This window comes from Granulicatella elegans (assembly GCF_020735385.1).
Lineage (GTDB): Bacteria > Bacillota > Bacilli > Lactobacillales > Aerococcaceae > Granulicatella > Granulicatella elegans_B.
The window spans coordinates 1,488,466-1,509,180 of the sequence record NZ_CP085953.1; the positions used below are offsets into that span (position 1 = coordinate 1,488,466).

At 33.6% G+C, this 20,715-nt stretch carries 20 protein-coding genes; all 20 read left to right on the forward strand.

Features of this window, described 5'->3' with window-relative positions; genetic code table 11:
• Position 1: 1 nt before the first annotated feature.
• The 20 genes from LK443_RS07395 to ylqF all read left to right on the forward strand — a co-directional run bounded on the left by LK443_RS07395 (position 2) and on the right by ylqF (position 20,715).
• Complete coding sequence (locus tag LK443_RS07395) at positions 2-202, forward strand: hypothetical protein (RefSeq protein WP_227931291.1); 201 nt, start codon at positions 2-4, stop codon at positions 200-202.
• Positions 203-933: 731 nt separating this feature from the next.
• On the forward strand, positions 934-2,250 hold the full coding sequence (gene hisS / locus LK443_RS07400) for a histidine--tRNA ligase (protein ID WP_227931292.1): 1,317 nt from the start codon (positions 934-936) through the stop codon (positions 2,248-2,250).
• Between the two features lie 15 nt (positions 2,251-2,265).
• Positions 2,266-4,023 (forward strand): aspartate--tRNA ligase, encoded by a 1,758-nt coding sequence (gene aspS / locus LK443_RS07405; protein ID WP_227931293.1) that lies wholly within the window; start codon positions 2,266-2,268, stop codon positions 4,021-4,023.
• 76 nt (positions 4,024-4,099) lie between these two features.
• Positions 4,100-4,867: a DeoR/GlpR family DNA-binding transcription regulator gene (locus LK443_RS07410; protein WP_227931294.1), complete on the forward strand. Its 768-nt coding sequence runs from the start codon at positions 4,100-4,102 to the stop codon at positions 4,865-4,867.
• Positions 4,868-4,886: 19 nt separating this feature from the next.
• A complete protein-coding gene (locus tag LK443_RS07415; protein WP_227931295.1) occupies positions 4,887-5,597 on the forward strand; it encodes a tRNA (adenine(22)-N(1))-methyltransferase in 711 nt (236 codons plus the stop codon).
• Complete coding sequence (locus LK443_RS07420) at positions 5,584-6,708, forward strand: Nif3-like dinuclear metal center hexameric protein (RefSeq protein WP_227931296.1); 1,125 nt, start codon at positions 5,584-5,586, stop codon at positions 6,706-6,708. The genes LK443_RS07415 and LK443_RS07420 overlap by 14 nt, the downstream gene beginning before the upstream one ends.
• Before the next feature lie 20 nt (positions 6,709-6,728).
• Positions 6,729-7,955 (forward strand): peptidase T, encoded by a 1,227-nt coding sequence (pepT, locus tag LK443_RS07425; RefSeq protein WP_227931297.1) that lies wholly within the window; start codon positions 6,729-6,731, stop codon positions 7,953-7,955.
• Positions 7,956-8,222: 267 nt separating this feature from the next.
• On the forward strand, positions 8,223-9,947 hold the full coding sequence (locus LK443_RS07430; protein WP_227931298.1) for an Rqc2 family fibronectin-binding protein: 1,725 nt from the start codon (positions 8,223-8,225) through the stop codon (positions 9,945-9,947).
• A gap of 9 nt (positions 9,948-9,956) precedes the next feature.
• Positions 9,957-11,102, forward strand: coding sequence for a radical SAM family heme chaperone HemW (hemW, locus tag LK443_RS07435; protein WP_227931299.1), 1,146 nt, complete (start codon positions 9,957-9,959; stop codon positions 11,100-11,102).
• Between the two features lie 48 nt (positions 11,103-11,150).
• Positions 11,151-11,762 carry a YpmS family protein gene (locus tag LK443_RS07440; RefSeq protein WP_227931300.1) on the forward strand — a complete coding sequence of 204 codons (612 nt, stop codon included), beginning with the start codon at positions 11,151-11,153 and terminating at the stop codon, positions 11,760-11,762.
• 40 nt (positions 11,763-11,802) lie between these two features.
• Complete coding sequence (gene deoD, locus LK443_RS07445; protein ID WP_227931301.1) at positions 11,803-12,510, forward strand: purine-nucleoside phosphorylase; 708 nt, start codon at positions 11,803-11,805, stop codon at positions 12,508-12,510.
• A gap of 16 nt (positions 12,511-12,526) precedes the next feature.
• The gene (locus tag LK443_RS07450) at positions 12,527-13,984 is read left to right on the forward strand and encodes a S41 family peptidase (protein WP_227931302.1); all 1,458 of its coding nucleotides are present in this window, start codon (positions 12,527-12,529) and stop codon (positions 13,982-13,984) included.
• Between the two features lie 15 nt (positions 13,985-13,999).
• A complete protein-coding gene (gene lepB / locus LK443_RS07455; RefSeq protein WP_227931303.1) occupies positions 14,000-14,617 on the forward strand; it encodes a signal peptidase I in 618 nt (205 codons plus the stop codon).
• 16 nt (positions 14,618-14,633) lie between these two features.
• Complete coding sequence (gene lepB, locus LK443_RS07460) at positions 14,634-15,224, forward strand: signal peptidase I (RefSeq protein WP_227931304.1); 591 nt, start codon at positions 14,634-14,636, stop codon at positions 15,222-15,224.
• Positions 15,225-15,498: 274 nt separating this feature from the next.
• The gene (locus LK443_RS07465; RefSeq protein ID WP_227931305.1) at positions 15,499-16,482 is read left to right on the forward strand and encodes a mannose/fructose/sorbose PTS transporter subunit IIA; all 984 of its coding nucleotides are present in this window, start codon (positions 15,499-15,501) and stop codon (positions 16,480-16,482) included.
• A 9-nt stretch (positions 16,483-16,491) separates the two neighbouring features.
• Positions 16,492-17,304, forward strand: coding sequence for a mannose/fructose/sorbose family PTS transporter subunit IIC (locus tag LK443_RS07470; protein WP_227932473.1), 813 nt, complete (start codon positions 16,492-16,494; stop codon positions 17,302-17,304).
• A 15-nt stretch (positions 17,305-17,319) separates the two neighbouring features.
• On the forward strand, positions 17,320-18,234 hold the full coding sequence (locus tag LK443_RS07475; RefSeq protein ID WP_227931306.1) for a PTS system mannose/fructose/sorbose family transporter subunit IID: 915 nt from the start codon (positions 17,320-17,322) through the stop codon (positions 18,232-18,234).
• Between the two features lie 99 nt (positions 18,235-18,333).
• Complete coding sequence (locus tag LK443_RS07480; protein WP_227931307.1) at positions 18,334-18,696, forward strand: DUF956 family protein; 363 nt, start codon at positions 18,334-18,336, stop codon at positions 18,694-18,696.
• 191 nt (positions 18,697-18,887) lie between these two features.
• The gene (locus LK443_RS07485; RefSeq protein ID WP_227931308.1) at positions 18,888-19,586 is read left to right on the forward strand and encodes an MgtC/SapB family protein; all 699 of its coding nucleotides are present in this window, start codon (positions 18,888-18,890) and stop codon (positions 19,584-19,586) included.
• 271 nt (positions 19,587-19,857) lie between these two features.
• Complete coding sequence (gene ylqF / locus LK443_RS07490) at positions 19,858-20,715, forward strand: ribosome biogenesis GTPase YlqF (RefSeq protein WP_227931309.1); 858 nt, start codon at positions 19,858-19,860, stop codon at positions 20,713-20,715.

Sequence of the window (20,715 nt, forward strand, 5' to 3'; positions counted from 1 at the left end):
GATGAATTTAGTTCTTACTCAAATTCAAAAAGCTCGGAAGATTATTGGTGGACAGACTATTGTGTTGGATAGTGTAAACCATGATAAGGTAATCAATTTTTATGAGAGTTTTGGTTTTACTAAATATGGTTCGATAGTAAGTGATGAAAATCAATCTTTTCAGCCGATGGCATTAGACTTGACTAAGCTTGAGAATTCGTAATGCTGTTGTTTTGCTTTTTAACACTTTATAGAATCAAAAAGGCTCCTAAACCTTGTTACGACAACGTTTTAGGAGTTTATTTTCTTTTTTTAAAATGCGTACTTTTTACTGCTATGTAAATTTTTAACATGAAGAATACTAATTAAAAGTACAAATAAGAGAAGTGAAAAAGCTAAATATAGTTAGATATAACAGAAGACCCAGCAAAGGTTGGAACGCTTTCGTAATCTCGTTCTTCCACTATTGGTAGATAAGTCATTAGTATATTCATACAAGATGTAACGTAGGAAAAAATAAAATTGCGAATTCTGTTTTTTTTAAATTATAACATTGAATGGAGCATATTATTTGGCATATTTTTACGTGTGTTTAATTGTGACATTATCACTTGTGTTTGACACAAAATTTAACAATTCAATCCACATCACTTGACAAATTGTCAACTTTTTAGTAAATTAGTATCAATTTCATAGGAAATCCATTGAAGGAGCTAAGTAGATTCGCAGCAATTAGAGAGAGAAATCATGGCTGAAAGTTTCTCAAAAGACTGAGAGAATTGAAAGACACTCTGGAGGAGAATAATGCAAAGTTATTCCGGTAAAATAGCCGTTATTTAGTAGAGGAATAGAGAAAACTCTGTTCAAATTTAGGTGGTACCACGAAATAATCGTCCTGACTCATTGAGTCAGGATTTTTTTACATATTTTTTATACATAGAAAGTAGGGATAAAATGATTCAAAAACCAAAAGGAACAGCCGATTTATTACCAGAGGAAATAAAGATTTGGCATTATATTGAAGAAACAGCTCGCATCATTTTAGGTGATTATCAATTTGAAGAAATGCGTACACCAATGTTTGAAAGCTATGAATTATTTAGCCGAGGTGTAGGTGATACTTCAGATATCGTTTCAAAAGAAATGTATGATTTTTATGACAAGGGTAACCGTCATATTACATTACGTCCAGAAGGAACTGCAGCTATCGTTCGTGCATATGTAGAAAATAAATTATTTGGTCCAGAACATAAGAAACCTTATAAAGTATATTATATGGCACCAATGTTCCGTTATGAACGTCCACAATCAGGTCGTTTAAGACAATTCCACCAATTAGGGGTAGAAGTATTTGGTTCAACAAATCCAGCAACAGATGTTGAGACTATTGCAATGGCATGGGATTTATTAAAAGAACTTGGTTTGTCAAATATGCGCTTAGTGATTAATTCTCTTGGTAAAACAGCTGATCGTATTGCATACCGCCAAGCTTTAATTGATTATTTAGAACCATTTACAGAAGAATTAAGTGAAGATTCAAAAAATCGTCTTCATAAAAATCCATTACGTGTATTAGATAGTAAAGATAAACGTGATATCGAAATCGTTAAAAATGCACCACGTATTTTAGAATTTTTATCTGATGAAGCACGCACTCACTTTGAAAAAGTGCAACAATATTTAACAGCCTTAGAAATTCCATTTGAAATTGATGAAACAATGGTTCGTGGATTAGATTATTATCAAGATACAATTTTTGAAATTATGACGGATTCAAAATCATTTGGTGCTAAAACTACGATTTGTGGTGGAGGACGTTATGATGGTCTCGTTCAAGAGTTAGATGGACCGGAAACTCCGGGATTTGGGTTTGGATTAGGAATGGAAAGACTTGTATTATTAATGAAAGATGAACAAGTTGAAATTCCTGACTTACAAGAATTAGATGCTTATATTGTCAGTTTAGGGGAAGAAACAGAAGAAGAAGTATTAAAACTTTCTATTTCATTACGTCAACAAGGTTATTCTGTGGATCGTGATTTCTTCGGTAGAAAAGCAAAACCTCAATTTAAAAATGCTCAAAAATATGGAGCAAAAGTTGTGATTACATTAGGGGAAGAAGAGTTGGCAAGTCGTCAAGTTCCACTGAAAGTAATGAGCACTGGTAAAGAGGTAAAAGTTGACTTAGCAGATGTATATGAAGATTTTGATAGTTTATTCCGTCAAGCAACAATGGATACGACAGCAATTGATGAATATTTTGGCAAATAGAAAGTAGGGATTTGTATGAAAAAGAGATCAATTTACTGTGGATTAGTCACAGAAGAATTAGTAGGAAAAGAAATTACATTACATGGTTGGGTACAAAAACGTCGTGACCATGGTGGGGTTATTTTTATCGACTTACGAGACCGTGAAGGTGTGATGCAAGTTGTATTTAACCCACAACATAATCAAGTAGCTTTTGAAATTGCGGACACATTACGTCCTGAATACGTTATTGAAGTAACAGGGACTGTTGCTTTACGTGGTGAAGGATTAACAAATCCAAATTTAAAAACAGGTACAATGGAATTAGAAGTTCACCATGTTGAATTATTAACAAAAGCTAAAACTCCACCAATTTACATTGAAGATGACAAAGTAGCTTCAGATGAATTACGTATGAAATATCGTTATTTAGATATGCGTCGCAAACCTGTATTAGAAAACTTGCGTTTACGTCATAAAACAACTCGTGCGATTCGTGAATATTTAGATACGGAAGGATTTATCGATGTAGAAACACCATACTTAGCAAAATCAACTCCAGAAGGAGCTCGTGACTACTTAGTACCTTCTCGTGTACATGAAGGAAGTTTCTATGCATTACCACAATCACCACAAACATTTAAACAATTATTAATGGGTGGGGGATTAGACCGTTACTACCAAATCGTTCGTTGCTTCCGTGACGAAGATTTACGTGGAGACCGTCAACCTGAATTTACACAAGTCGATATTGAGACAAGTTTCTTATCAGCTGAAGAAATTCAAGAAATGATGGAAGGCTTATTGAAAAAAGTCATGAAGGATACATTAGGAGTAGAAGTCACAACACCATTCCCACGTCTTTCATTTGCTGAAGCAATGAGCCGTTATGGGAATGATAAACCAGATACTCGTTTTGCATTAGAATTAATCGATGTAGCCGATATTGTAAAAGATTCTGACTTAAAAGTGTTTAGTACAGTTGTTGAAAATGGTGGACATGTCAAAGCTTTAAACTTAAAAGGATTAGCAGATGCATATTCACGTAAAGATGCCGATAACTTAGCTCAATTTGTTGCTAAGTATGGTGCAAAAGGATTAGCTTGGTTGAAAGTGGAAGAAGATGGTCTTAAAGGTCCAATTGCTAAATTCTTAGTGAATCAAGAAGCAGCGTTAAGAGAACGTTTAGATGCAGAAGTGGGAGATATTATTTTCTTCTGTGCGGATAAACCAAGTGTTGTAGCTCAATCATTATCTGAATTACGTTTGCACTTCGGTAGAAAACATGAATTAATTGATCAATCTAAATTCAATTTCTTATGGGTTGTTGATTGGCCATTATTAGAATATGACGAAGATGCAAACCGTTATCAAGCAATGCACCATCCATTTACTCGTCCAGTTAATGAAGATTTCAATGCTTTATTAGAAAATCCAGCAGCAGCTAAAGCTCAAGCTTATGACATTGTATTAAATGGATATGAATTAGGCGGAGGATCATTAAGAATTTATAGAAGAGACATGCAAGAAGCAATGTTTGAAGTATTAGGATTCACAAAAGAATCTGCACAAGAACAATTTGGATTCTTAATGGATGCGTTAGATTATGGATTCCCACCACACGGAGGAATTGCATTAGGATTAGACCGTTTAGTCATGTTATTAGCTGGGGAAGATAACATCCGTGAAGTGATTGCATTTCCTAAAAACGGTTCAGCAATGGATACTATGACACAAGCACCAAGTCCAGTATCTGAACAACAATTACAAGAATTATCACTAAAAATTCGCTAAAATCAATGAACAATGGAGAAGTCGTCAATGAAGGCTTCTCCTCTGTTCTTCATAGAGAATAAAGGAACGAATACTAATGAAAAATAGCAAAGGTGTTGTGTTTAAGAGACAACAAGAAATTTTGAAATTATTACAGGAACATAGGCAATTATCTGTGGAAGAATTATCTTCCAGATTAGAAGTTTCTGAAATTACAATCCGTAGAGATTTACAACGTTTTGAAGATCAAGGATTGATTGAACGTTTTTATGGTGGAGCAAAATATATTTCAGGTAAGATTGAAAAAGAAAATATTGATCAAAAACAATATAATTCCACTAAGAAAAATATTGCACGTCGAGCTTCTGGTTTAGTCCGTGAACATGATATGGTCTTTATTAATTCAGGTTCTACTGCCTTTTTATTATTGAATTATTTAGCAGATGAAAATGTTACAATTTTAACGAATAATGGACGTTCTATTTTTAAAAAAGCCTCTTCAAAAGCTTCGATTGTGTTAAGTGGAGGAGAAATTTTTGAGCAAAAGAAATCTTTAGTCGGAGATTTTGCCATTAACTCTTTTTCAAAGGCTCGTGCCAATATTTGTTTTTTAGGTGTCGGTGGCATTAATAAAAATGGAATTACGACTGTTGCCTTACCTGAAACAGCTGTTAATCGTGTGATTTTAGAACGAACGAATGGTCCTAAAATTGTTGTTGCAGAAGGAGCGAAAGTTGGAAGAGAATCCAATTTCCATACGGCAGATTGTTCCATGATTACGCATTTAATTACAGATTATTCGGCAGATGCTGAAACAGTAGCCTATTTAAAGAGTATTGGTGTAAAAGTTTTATTTATTTCTTAATGTGAGAAAGGAGTAAGAGATGTCAGTAGAATTAAGCCCAAGACTAAAAACAGTTGCTTCTTTTTTAGAAGGAGTGACATTATTATGTGATGTTGGTTCTGACCATGCTTATTTACCGGTTTATGCGATTCAGCAAGGATTAATTACTAGCGCTATTGCTGGAGAAGTTGTAAAAGGTCCTTTCGAGTCTGCCCAACAAACGGTTCAAGATTATGTTCTAAATGATAAAATTTCTGTTCGTTTAGGGGATGGATTAGATGTTGTCACTTCTAATGATAAAGTTTCAGCCATTTCTATTTGTGGAATGGGCGGAGAATTGATTGCTCGTATTTTAGAACAAGGTCGAGTAAATGGAACTTTAACAGGGAAAGAAAAATTAGTGTTGCAGCCAAATGTTGCAGAACATTTATTAAGACAGTGGTTGGTAGACCATCACTATGAAATTTTAGAAGAAGTTGTAGTGGAAGATCATCATCGTTTATATGAAATTATTGTAGCTGCAAAAAGAGAACAGAGTATCTCCTTAACAGCAACACAAATTAAATTTGGTCCAAAATTAATAGAGAACCCAACGGAGTTAGTGGTTCGTAAATGGGAACGTCAGTTACGCAAAATTGAAGAAATTTTAGCGCAATTGAAAGAGAGCAAAGAACTTCCAACTGATAAAGTAGAAAAATTTAACCATCAATATCTTGAATTGAAAGGACTGATTGAAGATGTCAACCGTTAGAGAGATTATTCGTAAATTTGAACAAAGAGTTCCGAAGTCTTTAGCAATGGGAAAAGATCCCATTGGGTTACATTTTGGGGATTGGAATCAAGAGGTTCAAGTAGTGATGACGACGTTAGATATTCGTCCTTCAATTATTCAAGAAGCGATTGAAAAAAATGTTGATTTAATTATTGCACATCATCCACCAATTTTTAGACCCGTACAACAATTTGATTTAACAAATCCGCAACATAAAATGTATCAAGAAATTTTAAAACATGATATTGCGATTTATGCGGCTCATACAAACTTGGATGTTGTATCAGGGGGTGTCAATGATTGGTTAAGTGAAGTGCTGCAATTAGAAGAAGTAGAAGTACTATCTCCAACAGGAAAACTTCGTCAAATGAAAATTTCTGTGTTCGTACCGAAAGAACAAGCAAGCACAGTTCGACAAGCAATGCATGAAGCAGGAGCAGGACAAATTGGTGATTGTTATAAGGATTGTAGTTTTACAACTAGTGGAGTAGGTCGCTTCACAGCAACAGAAGGAGCAAATCCTGCTATTGGACAAGTGAATCAACCAGAACAAGTAGCAGAGGAAAAAGTAGAAGTCATTTGTTATGAAAACCAAGTAGACGCTATTATTATTGCTATGAAAGCTAGCCATCCTTATGAAGTTCCAGCTTATGAAGTTTGGGCATTAGAAAATGATGCAAAAACACTAGGGATTGGACGTATTGGACAATTACCTAAAGCATTATCTGTTGAAGAATTTGTCACTTATGTGAAAAATCAATTCCAATTAAAAGGATTACGTTTTGTTACTCCAAGAAATCGTTCGTTAGACAAAATTCGTAAAGTTGCCGTTTTAGGCGGTTCTGGTGGAAGCTTTTACCAAGCTGCTGTAAGTAAGGGAGCAGATGCTTTTGTAACAGGCGATATTACGTATCATGTCGCTCATGATATTCAAGAGTCACCAATGTTATTAGTGGATGCAGGGCATCATATTGAAGTCGTTTGTATTGAAAAATTAGCGAACTGGCTTGTACAATGGAATCAAGAAGAAAATTGGAATGTAAAAGTGATTAAGAGTACGACTTTTACGGATCCATTTGAATTTTTATAAGAAGAAAGAAGGAATTAAACATGCCAAATCAATTAGTTGATCGTTTTATTCGTTATGTAAAAAAAGAAACTCGTTCAGATGAAACAAGTACAACTGTTCCGTCAACACCAAGTCAAACAGAGTTTTTAAAAGATTTAGTAGAAGAATTAGTAGCATTAGGATATCAAGATGTAAGATTAAATCCTAAAAATAGCTTCGTAACGGCAACAATTCCAGCTACCACTACAAAAGAAGTACCAGTTGTTGGATTTATTGCTCACGTAGATACAGCTGATTTTGAAGCTCGTAATGTACAACCACAATTCCATGAAAACTATGATGGAGAAGCGATTGTATTAGATAAAGAAGGTAAATTTGTTTTATCTCCAAAAGATTTTCCTAATTTAAAAAAATATGTTGGGAAAACATTAATTACAACAGATGGTACAACTCTATTAGGAGCTGACGATAAAGCAGGGGTGAGTGAAATTGTAACAGCAGGTGCTTACCTATTAGCTCATCCTGAAATCGAACACGGAAAAATTCGTGTAGCATTTGGCCCAGATGAAGAAATTGGACGTGGTGCTGATTTATTTGATGTGGAAGAATTTGGCTGTGACTTTGCCTATACAATGGATGGAGGTCCAGTTGGAGAATTAGAATATGAAAGTTTTAATGCTGCTCAAGCTGAAATTACAATCCAAGGGAAAAATGTTCACCCAGGAACTGCAAAAGACACAATGGTGAACGCCTTAGAAATTGCTCGTCAATTCCAAAATGCTTTACCTGAATTTGAAGTACCAGAACATACTACTGGACGTGAAGGATTCTATCACTTAATGTATGCCAATGGCGTCGTAGAAGAAGCAAAATTAGTCTATATTATTCGTGACCATGATCGTAACTTATTTGAAGCGAAAAAAGCTTATTTACAATTAGTTGCAGATCGACTAAACGCATCGTTAGATAGCAATCGTATTTCAATTGATATGAAAGATCAATATTACAATATGGCTGAAATCATTGAAAAAGACTTTAGAGCTGTTGAAGTGGCTCAAAAAGCAATGGAAAACTTATCGATTACGCCAATTATTGAACCAATTCGTGGTGGTACAGATGGTTCTAAAATTTCATTTATGGGCTTACCAACTCCAAACATTTTTGCAGGTGGAGAAAACTTCCACGGACGTTACGAATTCGTCGCTGTAGAATCAATGGAAAAAGCACGAGATGTCATTATTGAAATTGCACAATTACTAGCCAAATAGAAAGATAAAATATGGCTTTTAGTAGCTAAGGACGGCAGCAGCTTCGCAAAGCGAATCTCATTGCGCCGTAGCTACTATAGAAAAGCTAATTGTATTTGTCATTTATGATGGCTTTTTATCATATCAGTAGATAAATTTGTTAAAAATCGTTACAATAGAGTAGAGTTTAACAGTAAAATCTAATCTAATAACAATACAAAATATAATAGATTTGGATTTATAATTAGATAAATTCAAATCTATTTTTTTATCTATATGGAGGAAGTTATGACATTTGATGGTTTGTTTACAAAATGGATGACGGATGAAGTTTCTAAAGAAATTATTGGAGGAAGAATTAGTAAAATTCATCAACCCCTTCCTTATGAAATTCAATTAACGATTCGTTCCAATCGAAAAAATTATTTATTATTATTATGTGCTCATCCAATGATGGCACGTTTTCAGTTTATCGCTGAAAAAGGGGATAATCCTGAAATCGCTCCTAATTTTTGTATGATTTTAAGAAAATATCTTGAAGGAGCCATTATTCAAGATTTTACCCAAGTTGGAGCTGACCGAATCATTCATTTAGATGTGGATACAAGGGATGAACTTGGGGACGAAGCAAAATGGCGTTTGACACTTGAAATGATGGGAAAACATAGTAATGTTTTCTTAGTGGATCGAAGAAGTCAGCAAATTATCGATTGTTTAAAACGAATTCCATTAAGTCAAAATACGTATCGTACCTTACAACCAGGGGCTACTTATCAATTACCTCCACATCAAACAAAATTGAATCCATTTGAAATGACTCTTTTTGAATTAGATGCCAGATTGAATAGAGAAATTTCTGAAGATTCATTAACCAAATCATTAATGAGTATTGTACAAGGGATAAGTACGCTAACTGCTAATGAAATTGTTGAACGTTCTATGATGTTTGATGAAACAATTGCTGAAAGTTTATGGAAGTTTTTAGAACAAAATAATGAGAAACCAACACCAACTTTGGCAAAATTATCTAATGGAAAAAGCTACTTCACAGTATGTCCATATTACTCATTCCAAAATGCTGAAAATCAATCATTTGAAACATTGTCTGAATTATTAACAGCTTATTATGTTCATAAAGTTCAGGAAGAAAAAATTCAACAGCTGGCAGGTAATTTACTTCAAATGTTGAAATCAGAATTGAAAAAAAATCGAGAAAAACTCATTAAATTTGAAGAAGATTTACAAAAGAGTGAGAAGGCAGAACAATACCGTATTAAAGGAGAGTTATTAAATACTTGCCTCTACAAAATAGAAAAAGGTCAAACTGAAATTCAGGTGGAGAATTATTACGATAATAATGAATTACTGACGATTCAATTGTCTACATGGTTAACACCTTCTCAAAATGCACAAGCTTATTTTAAAAAATATCAAAAATTAAGAAATTCAATTGAACATATTGAAAAACAACAGGAATTTACCCATCAAGAAATTCAGTATTTAGAACAAGTTTTATATCAAATTGAAGAAGCAGATGTACAAAACTTAGAAATGATTCGAGAAGAATTAGTAGCGAGTGGGTATTTAAAACGATCTGCGGTGAAAAAAGGAAAACAAAAAACAAAACCTTCAAAACCATATGTTTTCTATTCAAATGATGGTACTAGAATTTTAGTGGGTAGAAATAACTTACAAAATGATACTTTAACCTTAAAACAAGCAAAAAAAGAATATTTATGGTTACATGCGCAAAATATTCCGGGGTCACACGTCATTGTAGAATCAGCCAATCCAACCGATGAAACGATTGGGCAAGCAGCCATGTTAGCAGCATACTATTCTAAATACCGTCATTCAGCAACCGTTCCTGTGGACTATGTTTCTGTTTCAAAAATTAGAAAGCCAAATGGATCTAAGCCAGGATTTGTAGTGTATGAAGGTCAACAAAATACGTATATCACTCCTGATGAAGCAGTGATTCAACAAATTCGAGAAAATAAACCAAAAGAATAGGAGAAACAAATGAACGCGGTAAGAGCAGCATATATTCATATTCCATTTTGTTCTCATATTTGCTATTATTGCGATTTTAATAAGGTATTTATTGAGGGGCAACCGGTTGATGAATATGTTGATTTATTAGTAAGAGAAATGCAATTACGAGCAGACTCTCACCCCATATCACCTTTAGAGACGTTATATATCGGGGGAGGAACTCCTTCAACTTTAATGCCAAAGCAATTAGCAACGTTATTTGAAGGGATTCATCGTTATTTACCACTAGAGAAAAATTGCGAATTTTCAATGGAATTAAATCCAGATGATGGTCAAATGGAACGTTTAGAAGTGATGAAAGAATATGGGGTAAACCGTATTAGTATGGGAGTTCAATCCTTTAATGATGAGTTATTAAAAAGAATTGGACGAAAACATAGTAAAAAGACCGTTTTACAAACTATAGGAAATGCTCGAAAAATTGGATTTGATAATATTAGTATTGATTTAATTTTTAGACTTCCTCAACAAACGATTCAAGATTTTGAAGATAGTTTAAAAATTGCCATGGAATTGGACTTGCCACATTATTCGATTTATTCCTTAATTTTAGAACAAAAGACTGTTTTTTATAATTTAATGAGACAGGGGAAGCTTCCTTTGCCGACTCAAGATGAAGAAGCAGATATGTTTCAATTAGCCATGGATTCGATGGAAAGTTTTGGTCGACATCATTATGAAATTAGTAATTATGCTCTTCCAGGTTTTGAATCAAGGCATAATTTACATTATTGGAAAGCAGATGAGTATTTAGGTTTTGGTGCGGGAGCACATGGTTATTTAAATCAAGAACGCTATCAAAATTGTGGTCCTATCCAACATTATTTAGAACCATTACGGAATTTTGAACTTCCAATTTTACAAAAAGATGTATTAAGTAAAAAATCTCAAATGGAAGAATTTATGTTTCTAGGGTTAAGAAAAATGTCAGGGATTTCTAATCTTGAATTTAAAAAACGATTTGGAAGAAATATGAATGATATTTATCAAGAAATTATTGAGGAACTGATAGAACAAGAATTAATCCAATTAACAACAGAAGGAATTGCGTTAACTCATAAAGGGAAGTTTTTAGGAAATAATGTATTCCAGGCTTTCCTTTTAGAAGATTAGGTTAAGATTTTGTATCAATTGCTGTAATGAGATGAAAGAGGTGATAGAATGACACCATTAAGAAGAACTAAAAAGAAGAGAAATGATTGGAAGGTCGCTTTTATTGTTCTAATTTCAATCAATCTATTTGTAATTGTTTCTACATTCATTCCGAGACAATCTAAACAACAAGTTTTAACAACGCCAATTGTGGAGCAAGGAGAGAATTGGATGGAAGTCACATTAAGTAAAAATGAAATTCAAAATATTTTAGATATTGTTTCCAAAAAAAATCAAGCAGAAAATCCAAATTTTCCAAACTTTGTTATGAATGATTCCGTTATTCAAATTACTGGAGATGCTAATGCATTAGGAGTAACTGTACCTTACAAAATGACGACAGTTCCTTATGTAACGGAAGAAGGAACTGTTCAATTAAAAATACAGTCTATTCAATTAGGAGGTTTCTCACTACCAGTATTTTTAGCTTTAGGAAGATTAAAACAAACGGAATTTCCAGAATGGTTCCAATTAAATACTGAGAACCAGTATTTTTTATTAAATTTATCAGGAATTCATGAAGGAAGTACGATTAAAGCAAAAAAAATTAATTTAAAATCGAATGAATTTATTTTTTCTATTTCAATTTCTAATGACAATATAGTAGAATATCTACAGTAAGTAAAATTTTAAAGTCTATAAGACAGTTAGGAGATCACACATGAGTGTACATATTAATGCAACAAAAGGACAAATCGCAGAGGTAGTTTTAATGCCAGGAGACCCACTTCGTGCTAAATATATTGCGGAACATTATTTAACAGATGTAGAACAATATAACAGTGTAAGAAATATGTTTGGATATACAGGTTTATACAAAGGGCAACGAGTTTCTGTTCAAGGTAGTGGAATGGGTATTCCTTCAATGATGATTTATGCCAATGAATTATATACTGAATTTGGTGTGGAAAAAATTATTCGTATTGGTTCAGCAGGTTCTATTCAAACTGATGTAAATGTTCGTGATATCGTATTAGCTCAAGGTGCTACAACGGATTCATCAATTATTACAAATATTTTCCAAGGACAAGTAAACTTCGCACCTTTAGCTTCATTTGAATTATTAGATAAAGCGTATCATTTAGCAAAAGAACGTGGTGCAACTGTTCACGTTGGAAATATTTTATCTTCAGATCGTTTCTATAATGCTGAATTAAACAAACAAAAATTACAAGAATATGGCGTACTAGCGATTGAAATGGAAGCTGCTGGTTTATATGCATTAGCAGCACAACATAAGAAACAAGCTTTAGCAATTGTAACGATTAGTGACCATATTTTAACTGGTGAAGAAACAACTGCTGAAGAACGTGAAAAAACATTTAATGAAATGATGGAAATTGCTTTAGAAACTGTTCACAATGGGTAATGTGTAGGTAAAAAATATGGAAGAAAATCAAGAAAAAGTTGTTAATAAACCTAAAAAAGTAATTCGACTATGGGTTTTTATTGTTTCATTAATTGCTACAATGCTCATTTCAGTTTTTTTAACAGTTGCATTAGTGATTACACAATTGCCAAAAGCAGATAATAAATTAGCATTTGGTGTATTAAAAAAGAATGAAATGTTTCAAATTGAGAAAGTATTTTATTATTTAAAACAAAATTATTTAGATAAAAATATTACCAATGAACAATTAATTCAAGGTGCCTTAAAAGGGATGGCTGAATCAGTTGGAGATCCTTATACTACTTATTTAGTAAATGATGAAACAGCTCAATTAGATGAAACGGTCAATGGAGCATTTGGTGGAATTGGTGCCGAATTAAAATCAGATCAAAGCCGTGTTGTCATTAGTACTACAATGGAAGGAAGTCCATCTCAACAAGTAGGGCTTCAAGCAGATGATGTCATTACCAAAGTTGATGGCGAAGATATGACAGGAAAGACCATTTCTGAAGTTGTAAAAAAAGTACGTGGTGAAGTTGGAACAGATGTTGTGTTAACGATTGAACGTGCTGGAACTTCTTTAGAAGTCAAATTAACGAGAGCTAGCATCGCCATTAATACTGTAAAAGCTGAATTAGATAAAGAGGATGCAACAATTGGACATATTCGTATTACAAGTTTTGCTAAAAATACTGCTCAAGAATTGGAAAAATCGGTGAAAGATTTAACCGATAAAGGTGCGCAATCTTTTGTATTCGATGTACGATACAATCCTGGTGGATTGTTAGATCAAGCATATAAAGTTGCCAATATGTTTCTAAAAGATGGTGAACCAATTGTTCAAGTGGAAGATAGATTTGGAAAGAAAAAAATTTATAAAGCTTCTTCAGATATTGGAACCTTCAAAATTACTCAACCCTATGTTCTTTTAGTGAATGAAGGAAGTGCAAGTGCTTCTGAAATTTTAGCTGCTGCATTAAAAGAAGGAGCAGGAGCACAAATTGTGGGAACTAAAACTTATGGTAAAGGAACCGTTCAAAGTGTGATTGATATTTCTGATAATAGTGAATTGAAATATACAAACGCAAAATGGTTAACACCAAAGGGAAATTGGATTCATAAAGAGGGAGTTACCCCAACAAAAGAAGTGAATTTACCGGATTATGCATTTTTAAAAATTATTGATGCAAGAGAAACATTAAAACTAGGGACTGTTTCACAAAATGTCTTATCAGTTGAAACAATTCTAAAAGGATTAGGCTATTCAGTTACAGCAGATGGTTATTTTGATGAAGCTACTCAAAATGCAGTAAAAGTTTATCAACAAAAAGAGGGATTAACTGCAACAGGAGAAGTAGATGAAGAAACAGCTCAAAAATTAATGAATAGTGTTAGAGTTTTAATCCAAGAAAACGATACACAGTATCAAGTAGCAAAAGAATTACTAAAATAGAATGGAGGTTTTTCCATGGAAGAAGTTAGTTCATTTATTCCTCGTAATATGCGTAAAAGAAAACTTCCTAAACCTACTATATGGGAAGAATTATTCAGTTGGTTAGGCTCTTTTGCCGTATCATTTGCAATTCTAGCCTTATTATTTATCTTTGTAGGGAAACCTTTTACGGTAAGTGGTCAATCAATGTATCCGACATTACATAATAATGATCGTATGTTTATGTCAAAATTAGGGGATATCAATCGTTTTGATGTGGTTGTATTACAAGCTCCTGACCAAGATAAAGAGTATATTAAACGAGTGATTGGTATGCCTGGGGATACAATTGAAGTTAAAGAAGGTAAATTATATATTAATGGTCAAGTAGTAAATCAACCATTTATTAACACAGAGATACTTGTAAATAAAACGGTCTATATTGATGATTTTACATTGCAAGAATTAACCGGAGAATTAAAAGTACCTGAAGGAAAATATTTTGTAATGGGGGATAATCGTGGAGTGTCAAGAGACAGTCGAATGATTGGTTTTATTGATCGCTCTGCAATTGAAGGGAAAGCAGTCTTTACAATTTGGCCGTTGAATCGAATTGGTGGTCAAAAAAATTACTCTTATTTATATTCTGAATGATAAGGAGAGATTTTAAATGAGTCATGAAGATGAGTATGAAGATAAACCTTCGATATTGTCTATTATATGGTCTTGGATTTGGTCGTTTATAGTAGCCTTTATCATTGTAGGGGGAGTGTATTTCTTCCTTGGAAGACCTTTTACAGTGATTGGTACTTCAATGTATCCAACATTGCATAATGGTGATCGTATGGTCTTATCTAAAGTTGGAGATATTCATCGATTTGATGTTGTTATCCTAAAGGCTCCAGATGAAAATGTTGAATATATTAAACGTGTTATTGGGATGCCAGGGGATACAGTGGAGATGAAGAGTGGGGTACTTTATATTAATGGTAAAAAAGTAGATCAACCTTTTATCAATACTGAAGCGTTGGCAAAACAAACGTTTTTTAATGATGATTTTACTTTAGAAAGTCTAACAGGTGAATCGAAAGTTCCTGCAGGGAAGTATTTTGTTTTAGGGGATAATCGTGGAGTTTCTAAAGATAGTCGAATGATTGGTTTTATTGATCGTTCAGCTATTGAAGGAAAAGCAGTCTTTACAATTTGGCCATTTGGTCGAATTGGAGGACAAAAAGATTACGGTTATTTATTTTCGGAATAGAGTACAGAAATTGACTTTTCTTAATGTAGTATTAGTCCGCCAGTAGATCTTCGGTCTCATGGCTAAAGCTACTTAGAAAAGACTTTTCTTTCTCTGTCTTAAATAGTCATGTTTATGCAAAGGAAAGCTGGGATTTTAATGTCCAGTTTTCTTTTTTTACGATAAAATTCCAATTTATTTATTAAACGTTTTTTTTACAAAATTTAAAAATAATGTTAAAATTCAAATGGTGCATAAAATGATGCATTAATATAGATTTATAGGAGGAAATCATATGGTTGGAATTATTATTGCAAGCCATGGTGAATTCGCTGCTGGTATCAAGCAATCTGGTTCAATGATTTTTGGAGAACAAGAAAAAGTCGAATCTGTTGTTTTTATGCCAAGTGAAGGGCCAGATGATTTGCAAAGAAAATTGCAAGAAGCCATTGAAAAAGTTGATTCAGAAGAAATCTTATTCTTAGTCGATTTATGGGGCGGTAGTCCATTCAATCAAGCAAATAAATTGTTTGAAGAAGCTCCAGAACATCGTGCGATTGTTGCTGGATTAAACTTACCAATGTTAATCGAAGCGTATGCGAGTCGTTTCTCAATGAACACAGCTCACGAAATTGCGCAAGCGATTGCTCCAACTGCAATTGATGGGGTAAAAGTTCGCCCTGAAGAATTGCAAAAGAAAGAAGAAGTAGCCGAAACTCAAACGGTTGCACCTAAAGGAGCTATTCCGGAAGGAACAGTTTTAGGTGATGGCAAAATTAAATTTGTATTAGCACGTATTGATACTCGTTTACTTCACGGACAAGTTGCTACAAACTGGACTAAAGCAACAAATCCAAACCGTATTATCGTTGTTTCTGATTCAGTATCTAAAGACGATTTACGTAAAAAATTAATTGAGCAAGCAGCTCCTCCAGGAGTACGTGCTCACGTTATCCCATTGGATAAATTAGTTCAAGTGTATAACGATACACGTTTTGGAGATACAAAAGCATTATTATTATTTGAAAATCCACAGGATGCTTTAGCAGTTATTGAAAAAGGTGTAGAAATTACAGAATTAAATATTGGTTCTATGGCTCATTCAGTTGGTAAAATTCAAATTAATAATGTATTATCTGTTGACCAAGCAGATGTTGATACGTATAAGAAATTACGTGATTTAGGCGTAAAATTCGATGTTAGAAAAGTATCAGGAGATTCTCCTTCTGATTTATTCAAATTAATCGCTGCAAAAGCAGGCGAAGGATTAAACATTTAATAGGAGGTCATTATGGATTTTAATATTGTAGCAATTATTGCAGTCCTAGTTGTTGCCTTTTTAGCTGGTATGGAAAGTATTTTAGACCAATTCCAATTCCATCAACCAATTATTGCATGTTCATTAATTGGATTAGCAACAGGACATTTATCTGAATGTATTATTTTAGGTGGAGCTTTACAATTATTAGCTCTAGGTTGGGCTAATATCGGTGCAGCGGTTGCTCCCGATGCAGCGTTAGCTTCAGTAGCATCTGCCATTATTTATGTAAAAGCTGGTGACTTCTCTACAGATGGTCGTAATGTTGCCATTGCAGCTGCTATCACTTTAGCAACTGTTGGTTTAGTAACAACTATGGTTGTTCGTACATTGTCAGTTGTACTTGTGCACCAAGCTGATAGAGCAGCAGAACAAGGCAACTTCCGTGGTGTTGAATTTTGGCACTATGTAGCATTAGCTACACAAGGTTTACGTATTGCGATTCCTGCCGGCGCTTTATTATTCATCCCTTCTTCAGCAGTACAAGCTGCTTTAGGTTCATTACCAGCATGGTTTACTGGTGGTATGACAGTAGGTGGAGGAATGGTAGTAGCCGTAGGTTATGCAATGGTTATTAACTTAATGGCAACTAAAGAAGTATGGCCATTCTTCTTCTTAGGGTTTGCTTTAGCACCAATTAAAGAATTAACATTAATTGCAACTGGTATTATCGGTTTAGCAATTGCATTTATTTACTTAAACTTACAAAAAAATAACTCAGGTGGTTCAGGATCAAATTCTGGTTCAGGAGACCCACTTGGTGATATTTTAAATGATTACTAGAATGGAGGAACAGACATGTCAGATAAAAAAGTAACATTAACGAAAAAAGATCGTTTTAATATTATGTTGCGTTCTCAGTTCCTTCAAGGTTCATGGAACTATGAACGTATGCAAAATGGTGGTTGGGCATTCTCATTAATCCCAGCACTTAAAAAATTATATCCTAATAAACAAGATGCAAGTGATGCTTTAAAACGTCACTTAGAGTTCTTTAACACTCACCCATATATTGCTGCTCCAATTCTTGGGGTAACATTAGCTCTTGAAGAAGAAAAAGCAAGTGGTGCAGAAATTGAAGATGCTGCTATTCAAGGGGTTAAAGTTGGGATGATGGGACCTTTAGCAGGTATTGGTGATCCAGTATTCTGGTTTACAGTTCGTCCAATTCTTGGAGCAATTGCTGCTTCATTGGCAACTGGTGGTTCATTAATTGCACCATTATTCTTCTTTATCACTTGGAACTTAGTTCGTATCGCATTCTTATGGTATACACAAGAACTTGGTTATCAAAAAGGTTCTGAAATTACTAGCGACTTATCAGGTGGTATTTTACAAACAATTACTAAAGGTGCTTCAATCTTAGGGATGTTCGTAATGGGGATTTTAGTTCAACGTTGGACTTCTATTAACTTCCCATTAGTTGTTGCTCGTGCTAAATTATCTGAAGGAGCATTTATTCAATTCCCTGAAGGAACTGTAGATGGTTCTACATTACAAAAAATCTTATCTGCATTAGCAGGTGGAGCTTCATTAACTCCTGAAAAAGTTACAACATTACAAGATAACTTAAATCAATTAATTCCAGGTTTTGCTGCTTTACTATTAACATTCGCATGTATGTGGTTATTAAAACGTAAAGTAAGTCCAATTTTAATTATCTTTGGATTATTTGCACTAGGTATTCTTGGTCGTGTAACAGGAATAATGTAATTAAGATACAATTTTGAGATGAACAGATGTAATGTCTGTTCATCTTTTTTTATTTTATGATAAAATAGACTTATTAGTTTATGAATTAAGGAGAAGGTTATGGCACAGTCTTTAAATACAAAAATTATTTTTACTACGAAAGCCAATGTATTTGTTGGTTGGATTGGAAATAAGCATGGAGATATTCTTGTGGGAGATAGAGCGTTTGAGTTTTATAATGAAAAAAATCCGGAGGATTATATTCAAATTCCTTGGAATGAAATTGATAAAGTGCGTGCGCAACTGTTCTTTAAGGATCGTTATATTCGTGGTTTCTTTATTGATACGAAATCGGCAGGTTCGTTTAATTTTGTTGTAAAAAATGCTGGAAAATGCTTAAAAGAGATGCGTACATTTGTTGGAGAAGAAAATATTGTACGTAGTAAACCATTGTTTACGATGAGGAATTTCTTCAAAAAATGAGTATATTTTTATAATGACTTTTCTGCAGGTTGCTTGGGACGCCAGCAGCTTCGCTTTGCGAATCTCATAACTAAATTGTATAAAATATGCTATCAACTCACAGCATTCAACTTGACTTTTTCTTCTAAAAATTATACGATAATAAGCATTCTATGAGAACGATATCATAACGAGTGGGAAGGAGAAGTTAAATGGATCAAATATTTTCACATCAATTTGATGCTTTATTAGAATTACGTCACTTTTTATCCATTATTATTGCTTGTTTATGCGGATGGGCGATTGGGTATGAACGTAAATCTCGAAATAAACAAGCGGGAGTAAAAACTCATGTCATTGTAGCATTAGCTTCTGCTTTAATGATGATTGTTTCAAAAGAAGCATTTTCTGAAATTCCAAATGCAGCGGATACTTCTCGTATTGCTGCCCAAGTAGTTAGTGGTATTAGTTTTATCGGTGGTGGTATAATTTATATGCGTGATATGCGTGTGAATGGTGTGACGACTGCTGCGGGATTATGGGCAACTTCGGGAATTGGAATGGCTATTGGCGGAGGATTCTGGTTCTTTGGCAGTGTTTGTTGCGCTGTAGTAGTAATAGTTCAATTATTGACACATCGTAAACTCAGTGTTCATAGAAAAATGTATCAATTAAATATTACTGGAAAGATTAGTCATTTGAATGTTATTCATGATATTCATCGACATTGTCATTTAAAACAGTATCAAGCTGCCAATGTTGAAGTGAAGAAAATTCCAGAAGGATATGAGTTATATATTCAAATTGATAATGATGCTCGTGTTTTTGTTCAAGATTTAAAAAAGACAATTGAAGAAAAGGGCATTGATTTTAAAATTAAGAAAGTGAAATTTAAAACAACTATGAGATAATCTATATTTGGAAGCCTTGAAGGAGTAGGATAGCTCACTTCTAGGCTTTTTCTTCAAGTAAAATATAACAACACATCTAACACTTTCGTAATGATCTATAAAATAATGGCATAATAAAAGAAATAGAAAAAATAAGAAATACTAATCAGACAAAAATAACAATGGAAATTACCCAAAATAATTTTAAGTAGGGCAATAGTTTTGAAATAAAAAGGGAGTATGTTAAAATAGTTCAGAATAAAGTTACAAGTAGTAAGAAAGGGTGAAATTGATGGCAACGATACAATGGTATCCTGGACATATGGCTAAAGCTAAAAGAGAAGCAATTGAAAAATTAAAATTAGTTGATGTTGTAATTGAATTAGTAGATGCGCGCATTCCAGAATCAAGTCGTAATCCAATCGTTAATGAGATTAAAGGACAAAAGAAACAATTAATGCTATTAAATAAAACGGATTTAGCCGATCCGATTCAAACAAAGAAATGGATGAAATATTACCAAGAAGAAGGTATTGAAGTTTTAACGGTTGAAGCTAAAGAGGGTAAAGGATTGAATCAAGTAAAAGCAGCGATTAAAACATTAATGACAGAAGAATTTGAAAAATTAGCAGCAAAAGGGGTTCGTCCTCGTCCAATTCGTTTAATGGTATTAGGAATACCTAATGTTGGGAAATCAACATTTATCAATCGTATGATTCAAAAAAATCAAGCTGAAACGGCTAATCGTCCCGGGGTTACTAAAGGACAACGCTGGTTAAAAATCGGCAATGATTTTGAATTATTAGATACGCCTGGTATTTTATGGCCAAAATTTGATAATCAAGAGATTGGAAATAAATTAGCAGTAACAGGAGCTATTAAAGATTCATTATTACATATGGATGATGTTGCGTTATTTGCGATTAATATTTTTAGAACCTACTATACAGATGCTTTAAGAAAACCTTATGGTTTGAGTGAAGCTGATTTGGAATTATCAGATGTAGATTTATTATTGCTCATTACGAAAAAGTTAGGATTCAAAGATGATTATGAACGCGCGAGTGAGCGTATTATTTTTGATATTCGTGGTGGTAAATTAGGTCGATATACATTGGATACTGCACCAATTAGTTTGGAAGGTGTTTAA

What these genes read in the sequence shown, in the direction of transcription:
- LK443_RS07395 (WP_227931291.1), top strand. Translation starts at nt 2, where the DNA reads ATGAATTTAGTTCTTACTCAAATTCAAAAAGCTCGGAAGATTATTGGT.
- hisS (WP_227931292.1), top strand. Translation starts at nt 934, where the DNA reads ATGATTCAAAAACCAAAAGGAACAGCCGATTTATTACCAGAGGAAATA.
- aspS (WP_227931293.1), top strand. Translation starts at nt 2,266, where the DNA reads ATGAAAAAGAGATCAATTTACTGTGGATTAGTCACAGAAGAATTAGTA.
- LK443_RS07410 (WP_227931294.1), top strand. Translation starts at nt 4,100, where the DNA reads ATGAAAAATAGCAAAGGTGTTGTGTTTAAGAGACAACAAGAAATTTTG.
- LK443_RS07415 (WP_227931295.1), top strand. Translation starts at nt 4,887, where the DNA reads ATGTCAGTAGAATTAAGCCCAAGACTAAAAACAGTTGCTTCTTTTTTA.
- LK443_RS07420 (WP_227931296.1), top strand. Translation starts at nt 5,584, where the DNA reads ATGTCAACCGTTAGAGAGATTATTCGTAAATTTGAACAAAGAGTTCCG.
- pepT (WP_227931297.1), top strand. Translation starts at nt 6,729, where the DNA reads ATGCCAAATCAATTAGTTGATCGTTTTATTCGTTATGTAAAAAAAGAA.
- LK443_RS07430 (WP_227931298.1), top strand. Translation starts at nt 8,223, where the DNA reads ATGACATTTGATGGTTTGTTTACAAAATGGATGACGGATGAAGTTTCT.
- hemW (WP_227931299.1), top strand. Translation starts at nt 9,957, where the DNA reads ATGAACGCGGTAAGAGCAGCATATATTCATATTCCATTTTGTTCTCAT.
- LK443_RS07440 (WP_227931300.1), top strand. Translation starts at nt 11,151, where the DNA reads ATGACACCATTAAGAAGAACTAAAAAGAAGAGAAATGATTGGAAGGTC.
- deoD (WP_227931301.1), top strand. Translation starts at nt 11,803, where the DNA reads ATGAGTGTACATATTAATGCAACAAAAGGACAAATCGCAGAGGTAGTT.
- LK443_RS07450 (WP_227931302.1), top strand. Translation starts at nt 12,527, where the DNA reads ATGGAAGAAAATCAAGAAAAAGTTGTTAATAAACCTAAAAAAGTAATT.
- lepB (WP_227931303.1), top strand. Translation starts at nt 14,000, where the DNA reads ATGGAAGAAGTTAGTTCATTTATTCCTCGTAATATGCGTAAAAGAAAA.
- lepB (WP_227931304.1), top strand. Translation starts at nt 14,634, where the DNA reads ATGAGTCATGAAGATGAGTATGAAGATAAACCTTCGATATTGTCTATT.
- LK443_RS07465 (WP_227931305.1), top strand. Translation starts at nt 15,499, where the DNA reads ATGGTTGGAATTATTATTGCAAGCCATGGTGAATTCGCTGCTGGTATC.
- LK443_RS07475 (WP_227931306.1), top strand. Translation starts at nt 17,320, where the DNA reads ATGTCAGATAAAAAAGTAACATTAACGAAAAAAGATCGTTTTAATATT.
- LK443_RS07480 (WP_227931307.1), top strand. Translation starts at nt 18,334, where the DNA reads ATGGCACAGTCTTTAAATACAAAAATTATTTTTACTACGAAAGCCAAT.
- LK443_RS07485 (WP_227931308.1), top strand. Translation starts at nt 18,888, where the DNA reads ATGGATCAAATATTTTCACATCAATTTGATGCTTTATTAGAATTACGT.
- ylqF (WP_227931309.1), top strand. Translation starts at nt 19,858, where the DNA reads ATGGCAACGATACAATGGTATCCTGGACATATGGCTAAAGCTAAAAGA.